The sequence below is a fragment of the Streptomyces sp. NRRL B-1140 genome (assembly GCF_001280065.1).
Classification (GTDB): Bacteria; Actinomycetota; Actinomycetes; order Streptomycetales; family Streptomycetaceae; genus Streptomyces.
In genome coordinates this window covers 57,634-65,760 of sequence record NZ_LGEA01000118.1, presented here as the reverse complement: position 1 = coordinate 65,760, position 8,127 = coordinate 57,634, and the positions used below count along the sequence as shown (strand labels likewise).

Annotated in this window: 7 protein-coding genes; 5 read left to right on the top strand and 2 right to left on the bottom strand. The window is 73.6% G+C overall.

What is annotated here, in order from left to right:
• From ADK65_RS29185 to ADK65_RS29165, 5 genes are all read left to right on the top strand, one after another.
• The coding region (locus ADK65_RS29185; protein WP_234352985.1) for a class F sortase at positions 1-587 on the top strand (587 nt) is incomplete at its 5' end.
• Between the two features lie 198 nt (positions 588-785).
• The gene (locus tag ADK65_RS29180) at positions 786-2,129 is read left to right on the top strand and encodes an ABC transporter ATP-binding protein (RefSeq protein WP_053673977.1); all 1,344 of its coding nucleotides are present in this window, start codon (positions 786-788) and stop codon (positions 2,127-2,129) included.
• Between the two features lie 121 nt (positions 2,130-2,250).
• On the top strand, positions 2,251-3,639 hold the full coding sequence (locus tag ADK65_RS29175; protein ID WP_053673976.1) for an aldehyde dehydrogenase family protein: 1,389 nt from the start codon (positions 2,251-2,253) through the stop codon (positions 3,637-3,639).
• Between the two features lie 20 nt (positions 3,640-3,659).
• Entirely contained in the window at positions 3,660-4,742 is a 1,083-nt protein-coding gene (locus tag ADK65_RS29170) for a Zn-dependent alcohol dehydrogenase (protein WP_053673975.1), read from the top strand.
• Positions 4,743-4,933: 191 nt separating this feature from the next.
• Positions 4,934-6,331: an MFS transporter gene (locus ADK65_RS29165; RefSeq protein WP_053673974.1), complete on the top strand. Its 1,398-nt coding sequence runs from the start codon at positions 4,934-4,936 to the stop codon at positions 6,329-6,331.
• Here ADK65_RS29165 and ADK65_RS29160 read toward each other — a convergent pair.
• Positions 6,320-7,288 (bottom strand): DMT family transporter, encoded by a 969-nt coding sequence (locus ADK65_RS29160; RefSeq protein ID WP_420709105.1) that lies wholly within the window; start codon positions 7,286-7,288, stop codon positions 6,320-6,322. The two genes, ADK65_RS29165 and ADK65_RS29160, sit on opposite strands and share 12 nt — an antisense overlap.
• A 109-nt stretch (positions 7,289-7,397) precedes the next feature.
• Positions 7,398-8,120, bottom strand: a complete 723-nt coding sequence (locus ADK65_RS29155; RefSeq protein WP_199825726.1) for a winged helix-turn-helix domain-containing protein — start codon at positions 8,118-8,120, stop codon at positions 7,398-7,400.
• Between the last annotated feature and the right edge of the window lie 7 nt (positions 8,121-8,127).

The following is an 8,127-nucleotide window of genomic DNA, read 5'->3' as shown; positions in this document are numbered from 1 at the left end:
CCCCCGGGCTCCGCAGCGCCAAGCCCGCCAGGCCCCCCGGCCGCACCGCGACCGCACCGCAGCGCCCTGCCGCCAGGCCCGCCGGCCCCGGCGCCCGCAAGCCCCGCCCACCCGCCGGCCTCCACCCCCTGCCCCGTTCCCGGGCCACTCGCCTCCTCATCCCCTACCTCGGCGTCGACGCCCCGGTCATGGCCCTCGGCCTGGACCGCGACCGCCGCCTCACCGCGCCGCCGGACGACGACCCCGAGCTGGTCGGCTGGTACCGGCACGGCGCCTCCCCCGGCGAGCGGGGCACCGCCGTGGCCGTCGGGCACCTGGACACCGACAGCGGGCCCGCCGTCTTCGCGGGGCTGACCGAACTGAAGCGGGGCCGGATCGTCGAGGCCCGGCGCGCCGACGGGCGGACCGCCGTCTACAGGGTCGACAGGATCAAGTCGTACGAGAAGGCGCACTTCCCGAGCCAGGAGGTGTACGGGGCCCGGGGCCGCCCCGAGCTGCGGCTGATCACCTGCGGCGGCTCCTACGACCGCAGGAAGGGCTACTCCGGCAACCTGGTCGTCTTCGCCCATCTCACCGGCATCCGCTGACCCGGCCCGGTCCCGCCGATGGCCGGATCGGACCTGTCCGCCTTCTCGCCAGATGGGACCGAAGCCCCCGATCTCGCCCGATGTCTTCCCCCGGCCGCGCACATTCCGTTAACTTCCGTGACCCACAGCCCCGTACGACCCGCACGGGGCTTCCGATCGCGGAGCACCATCGCCCGGATGACCCCTCGGGGGCCCCTCATGACACGCGCCATCTCCCTGCACGACGTGAGCAAGGCCTACCCACGGGGCCCTCGCGCGGTGGACCGGCTGACGCTGGACATCACGCCCGGCGAGTTCCTCGTGCTGCTGGGCCCGTCCGGCTGCGGCAAGTCGACCGTCCTCAGGATGATCGCCGGGCTGGAGGAGATCGACGAGGGCCGGCTGCTGCTCGATGGCCAGTACGCCAACGACCTGCCGCCGTCCGGCCGGGACATGGCGATGGTCTTCCAGAACTTCGCCCTCTACCCGCACATGACCAGCCGCGACAACATCGGCTTCCCGCTGCGCATCGAGTCCCCGGGCGTGGATCATCGCGCCCGGGTGGACGCCACCGCCCGTATGCTCGGCATCGAGGACCTCCTCGACCGCCTGCCCGGGCAGCTGTCCGGCGGCGAACGCCAGCGGGTCGCGATGGGCCGGGCCATCTCCCGCCACCCCTCCGCCTTCCTGATGGACGAGCCGCTGTCCAACCTCGACGCCAAGCTCCGCACCCACCTGCGGGCCGAGATATCCCGGCTCACCACAGAGCTGGGCGTCACCACGGTCTACGTCACCCACGACCAGGCCGAGGCCATGTCGCTCGGCGACCGCGTCGCCGTGCTGCGCGGCGGGGTGCTGCAGCAGGTCGACAGCCCCCGTGCGGTCTACGCGCTGCCCGGCAACGTCTTCGTCGCCGCGTTCATCGGCACCCCGCGCATCAACCTGCTGCGCGGCCTGGTGCGCGCTCCGCTCGACGGGGCGATGACCATCAGCCTGGGCAAGCAGTTCCTGCGGCTGCCGGAGCCGCTCTCCCTCGATCACCAGCTGCTGCGCGTCCAGCAGGGCCGCGAGGTCATCGTCGGCCTGCGCTCGGAGGCCGTCCGGATCGCCCACCACAACTCGGCCCGCCCCGGCGAGGTGCCGATCACCGGCCTGGTCGAGCACGTGGAGTTCCAGGGGCACGAGATCCTGGTCCACTTCAATACCGGCTCCACCCCCGCCGTCGTGGCCGAACTGGAGGCCGCGCGCCCCCGCCCCGGCCGCCCCGCGCGGCGGCGCCGCGACGGCTCGGTCCTCACCCGGCTGCGGGAGCGGTCCGGTGCCGGACGGGCCGGATCCGTGATCGCCGTGGACCACCCCGAGGACCCACAGAGGACCGCGACCGCCGCGACCGCCGACGCCCGCCTGCCCGGCGACCTCATCGTCCGCACCACACCGGACCTGGCACTGCGCCACGGCATGCAGGTGCCGCTCCTGGTGGACCTCGCCCACCTCTTCGTCTTCGACCAACACGGCGACCGCATCTGCCCGCACCCGGATCGCCTGCCCGACCTGGGGGAGTGAGGAGCGGCACATCCGGGTGTGACCGTCCGCGTGCTCTCATGACCGGTGGTGTCTGGCGCCAGAAAACTATCGCCGCTAGTTTATGTGGCGGACGACGACGCCCCGCCCCGGAGGAAGCGCGATGAAGGCACACGACGGCATGTACATCGACGGCGCCTGGCGCCCCGCCGCCGGCCAGGACGTGATCGAGGTCGTGAACCCGGTCGACGGGCAGGTCATCGGCACCGTCCCCGCGGGCACCGCCGTGGACGTCGACTCCGCCGTACGGGCCGCCCGCGCCGCTCTCCCCGGCTGGGCCGCGACCCCGCCGGCCGAGCGGGCGGCGCGGCTGGCCGCCCTCCGGGACGTGCTCGTGGCCCGCGCGGACGAGATCGCCGAGACCGTCACGGCCGAACTGGGCTCGCCGCTGAAGTTCTCCCAGGCCGTCCACGCGGGCGTGCCGATCGCGGTGGCGGGCTCGTACGCGGAGCTGGCGGCGACGTACGCCTTCGAGGAGAAGACCGGCAACTCGGTGGTGCACCAGGAGCCGGTCGGTGTCGTGGCCGCGATCACGCCCTGGAACTACCCGCTGCACCAGATCGTCGCCAAGGTCGCCCCGGCCCTCGCGGCGGGCTGCACGGTGGTGGTGAAGCCCGCCGAGGACACCCCGCTGGTGGCCCGGCTCTTCGCCGACGCCGTGCACGAGGCGGGTGTCCCGGCAGGTGTCTTCAACCTGGTCACCGGTCTCGGCCCGGTCGCCGGCCAGGCCCTCGCCGAGCACCCCGGTGTCGACCTCGTCTCCTTCACCGGCTCCACCGCCGTCGGCCGGCGGATCGCCGCGATCGCCGCCGGGCAGGTCAAGAAGGTCGCCCTCGAACTGGGCGGCAAGTCCGCCAACGTCATCCTCCCGAGCGCCGACCTCGCCAAGGCGGTCAACGTCGGGGTCGCCAACGTCATGTCCAACTCCGGGCAGACGTGCAGCGCCTGGACCCGGATGCTGGTCCACCGCGACCGGTACGACGAGGCCGTCGAGCTCGCCGCTGCCGCCGCCGCCAAGTACGGCGACCGCATCGGCCCCGTCGTCAACGCCAAACAGCAGGAACGGGTCCGCGGCTACATCGAGAAGGGCGTCGCGGAGGGTGCCCGGCTGGTCGCCGGTGGCCCCGAAGCCCCGCGCGAGGAGGGTTACTTCGTCAGCCCTACCGTCTTCGCCGACGTCACCGAGGACATGACCATCGCGCAGGAGGAGATCTTCGGCCCCGTCCTGTCGATCCTCGCCTACGAGGACGAGGAGGACGCCCTGCGCATCGCCAACGGCACCGTCTACGGCCTGGCCGGCGCCGTCTGGGCCGGGGACGAGGCCGAGGCGGTGGCCTTCGCGCGCCGCATGGAGACCGGCCAGGTCGACATCAACGGCGGCCGCTTCAATCCCCTCGCCCCCTTCGGCGGCTACAAGCAGTCCGGCGTGGGCCGCGAACTCGGCGTGCACGGCCTGGCCGAGTACCTCCAGACCAAGTCCCTTCAGTTCTAGTCCAGGGGAGTCCCTCCGTCATGGCCGTCCGCGCCGCCGTCCTGCCCGCCGTCGGCTCCCCACTGGAGATCACCGGCATCGAACTGCCCGACCCCGGACCCGGCCAGGTCCGGGTCCGGCTCGCCGCCGCCGGGGTGTGCCACTCCGACCTGTCCCTGTCGGACGGCACCATGCGCGTGCCCGTCCCGGCCGTCCTCGGACACGAGGGCGCCGGCACGGTCGTCGCCGTCGGCGAGGGGGTCGGCCACGTCTCGCCCGGCGACGGCGTCGTCCTCAACTGGGCCCCGTCCTGCGGCGGGTGCCACGCCTGCTCGCTCGGCGAGGTATGGCTGTGCGCCAACGCCCTCAAGGGCGCGGCCGACGTCTACGCCCGCACCACCGAGGGCACCGGCCTCCATCCCGGTCTGAACGTCGCCGCGTTCGCCGAGGAGACGGTCGTCTCCGCGTCCTGCGTGCTGCCCGTCCCGGACGGTGTCCCGCTCACCGACGCCGCCCTCCTCGGCTGCGCCGTCCTCACCGGCTACGGAGCCGTCCACCACGCGGCCCGGGTCCGCCAGGGCGAGACGGTCGCGGTGTTCGGCGTCGGGGGAGTGGGCCTCGCCGCACTCCAGGCCGCCCGGATCGCGGGCGCGTCGAAGATCGTCGCGGTGGACGTGTCGCCCGGGAAGGAGGACCTGGCCAGGGCGGCAGGCGCCACCGACTACGTCGTCGCCTCCGAGACCACCGCCCGCGAGATCCGTGGCCTCACCGGCAAGCAGGGCGTCGACGTCGCCGTCGAGTGCGCGGGCCGCGCGGTCAGCATCCGCGCGGCCTGGGACTCCACCCGCCGCGGCGGCCGTACCACGGTCGTCGGCATCGGCGGCAAGGACCAGCAGGTCACCTTCAACGCCCTGGAGATCTTCCACTGGGGCCGCACCCTCTCCGGCTGTGTCTACGGCAACTCCGACCCGGCGAAAGACCTCCCGGTCCTGGCCGGACACATCCGCGCGGGCCGCCTCGACCTGAGCGCGCTGGTGACCGAGCGCATCTCCCTGGACGGCATTCCGGCGGCCTTCGAGAACATGCTGGCGGGCAAGGGCGGCCGGGCCCTGGTCGTCTTCTAGCCCCGGCCCCGGCGTGCCCCGGCCTCCTCGCGAGGCCGGGGCCTTCGGCATGCCCGGGCCCGTGATCGATGCCAAGTACAGGTAAAAGTCCTGGTGCACGACCCGTTGACGTCCATACCGTCCGGTCAGTACGTTCCCCGGAACTCGAGCCACCCCCCGTTCCGTCCCCGCACCCCCGGAGCGTGCACCGCATGGACACGGCACCTTCCGCTCAGCCCGTCACCACCACGCCCGCCGTCGGCAACCGACGCCGGGTGGCCACCGCCGCGGCGCTCGCCTCGGCCGTCGAGTGGTACGACTACTTCGTCTTCGGCATCGCCGCCGCCCTCGTGCTCGGCGACCTCTACTTCCCGGCCGGCAGCGCCACGGCAGGCGTCCTCGCCTCGTTCGCGACCTTCGCCGTCGGCTTCCTCGCCCGGCCCATCGGCGGCATCGTCGCCGGCCACCTCGGCGACAAGCGCGGCCGCAAGCCGATGCTGGTCCTCGCCCTCACCCTGATGGGCGTGTCCACGACCGCCATCGGCCTGCTGCCGACGTACGACACGATCGGCGTGGCCGCCCCGATCCTGCTCGTCCTGCTCCGGGTCGCACAGGGCGTCGCCGTCGGCGCCCAGTGGGGCGGCGCGATGCTCCTGGCCACCGAGTACGCCCCGGAGGGCAAGCGCGGTGTCTACGGCAGCGTCGTCCAGCTCGGCGTCCCCATCGGCGTGGTCACCGCCAACACCGTCTTCCTGCTGGCCGGCGCGCTCACCAGCGACTCGGCGTTCGCGGCCTGGGGCTGGCGCGTGCCGTTCCTGGTCGGCCTGCTGGTGCTCGGCCTCGCCTGGTACATCCACACGCGCGTCGAGGAGACCCCGGCGTTCCGGGAGGCCGAACGGGCCCTCGCCGAGAAGGAGAAGTCGGAGCAGAGCTCGCCGCTGCGCACGATCCTGCGCGGCCACCTGGGCACGGTGTTCCTGGCAGGCGGCTCCTTCGCCGTGAACACCGCCACCTTCTACATCCTCATCACCGGCGTCCTCGACTACACGACCCGGGAACTGGACATGAAGAAGGGCCCGGTGCTCATGGTCTCGCTCTGCGTCAGCCTCACCCAGCTCGTGCTGATCCCGGCCGCCGCGGCCCTCTCCGACCGGGTCGGCCGCATCCGGATCTACGCCTTCGGAGCCGTCGGCATCGCCCTGTGGGCCGTGCCGCTCTTCCTGCTGATCGACACCGGCTCGCTGCTGTGGCTCGCGGTCGGCACGTTCGTCGCGAGCTGCTTCCTGAGCATCATGTACGGCCCCCAGGCCGCCCTGTTCGCCGAGTTGTTCACGCCCGAGATGCGCTACACCGGCGCCTCCCTCGGCTACCAGATCGCGGCCGTGGCGGGCGGCGGCCTCGCGCCCTTCGTGATGGTGCTGCTGCTGGAGGCGACCGGCACCTCGATGGCCGTGTCCGGCTACATCGTCGTGCTCTCGGTGATCGCCCTGGTGTCGATCAAGATCCTCGCGGACCGGGCACGCGCGGCCGAGGCACAGATCGCGCCGGAGACCAAGGCCGAGCCTGAGACCCGGGCCGAGCCGGAGACGCAGGCCGGGTCAGCGGGCTGAGTCCGCCGCCTCCTCGGGCCGTGGCTCCGGAACCGCTCCCGGAGCCACGGCCCGGACCGCCGCCCGCGACCGCGACCGGGACACCGCCACGCCCGCCAGGCACAGCACGCCGCCGACCAGCGTGAGCAGCCCCGGCACCTCGCCCAGGAACAGCCAGGACATCAGCACGACCAGGGCGGGCGCCGCGTAGGTCGTCGCTCCCATCCGGCTCGCGGTCGTCCGGGACAGGGCGTACGCCCAGGTCGTGAAGGCCAGGGCGGTCGGGAAGACGCCCAGATACACCATGTTGAGCGTCGCGGTGGCGGGCGCCGCGGCGGCGTCCTGCACGAGCTGCCCGGCGAACGGCAGGCACAGCACAGCGCCGACCAGGCACCCGAACGTCGTCACCTGCAACGGGCTCGCCGTGCCCAGCGCCGGCTTCTGCGCCACGACCCCGGCGGCGTACGTGACCGCCGCCAGCAGGCACAGCACCACCCCGAGCACCGAGGAACCGCCCTCGCCCGACATCGACAGACCCACCGTCACGGCCCCGGCGAACGACACGGCCATCCCCGCCAGCAGCCGCGGCGGCATCGGGTCGCCGAGCAGCCGGGCACCGAGCAGCGCGATGAGGATCGGCCCGGTGTTCACGACCAGGGCGGCCGTCCCCGCGTCGACCTGCTGCTCGCCCCAGTTCAGGACCACCATGTAGCAGCCGAACCACAGCACGCCCGAGATCGCGATCCCGCGCCACGCCGAGCGCGGTGGCAGGCCCTCCCGCCGCAGCAGGCAGATCACCCCGAGCGTCAGCGCCCCGGCCAGCAACCGCCCGAGCGCGAGCGCGCCGGGTGCATACGCGTCCCCCGCGCTGCGGATCGAGACGAAGGCGGAGGCCCACAGCACGACGGTGACCGCGGCCGCACCGGCGGCCAGCAGTTCAGCGCGGCGGGCGGAAGGGTGGGGGGAGTTGATCATCATGTCTCCGAGGCTAGGGGGAGCGCAGGGGCGAACGCTCGCGGTTTTCGGGCCGGGCGTTCCGGGCTGCCCGGCGGGGTGTCGCGGCAGGTTCCGGACCGGCTCCGGGGGCTCAGCGCAGCGCCGTCGACGCCACACCCAGCAGGTCGAAGAGGGCGCGCTCACCGGCCACCGTCACCTTCACGGCCCGCTCCGAGCCGATGCGCACGCACCACCCCGCGTTCAGGGCGTGCCGGCACAGCGCCGCGCCCGCGACGCCCGCGAGATGGGGGCGGCGCTCGGTCCAGTCCAGACACCCCCGGGCCAGCGGACGGCGGCCCCGGCGTTCCAGGCCGATCCCGGCCGAGGCGAACCACGCCAGCCCCGCGTCGGTGAGCGCGAACCCCGTGTCCTGCTCCAGCAGGCCGCGTGCCGTCAGCGCGTCGGTGACCGCGATGCCGAGCCGCCCGGCGAGATGGTCGTAGCAGGTGCGGCCCCGGGCCATCGCCGAGCCGGCGCTCGACTCCCGCAGGGTGCGCGGCCGTACGGCCGCGCCCGGCGCGACCTGTGCGGCCAGGTCCTCCAGCAGCTGCGCGACCCGCGCGTCGGCCAGCCGGACGTACCGGTGCCGGCCCTGCCGTTCCTCGGCGAGCAGTCCGCCCGCGACGAGCCGGCCCAAGTGTTCGCTCAGCGTCGACGCGGCGACTCCCGCGTGCCGTGCCAGTTCACTCGCGGTCCAGGCCCGTCCGTCGAGCAGGGCCAGCAGGCACGCGGCCCGGGTCTCGTCCGCGAACAGCGCGGCGAGCCGTGCCAGGGCCGTCGCCCGAGGGTCCCTCGTGGTCATGCCCTCCAGCATGGAACAC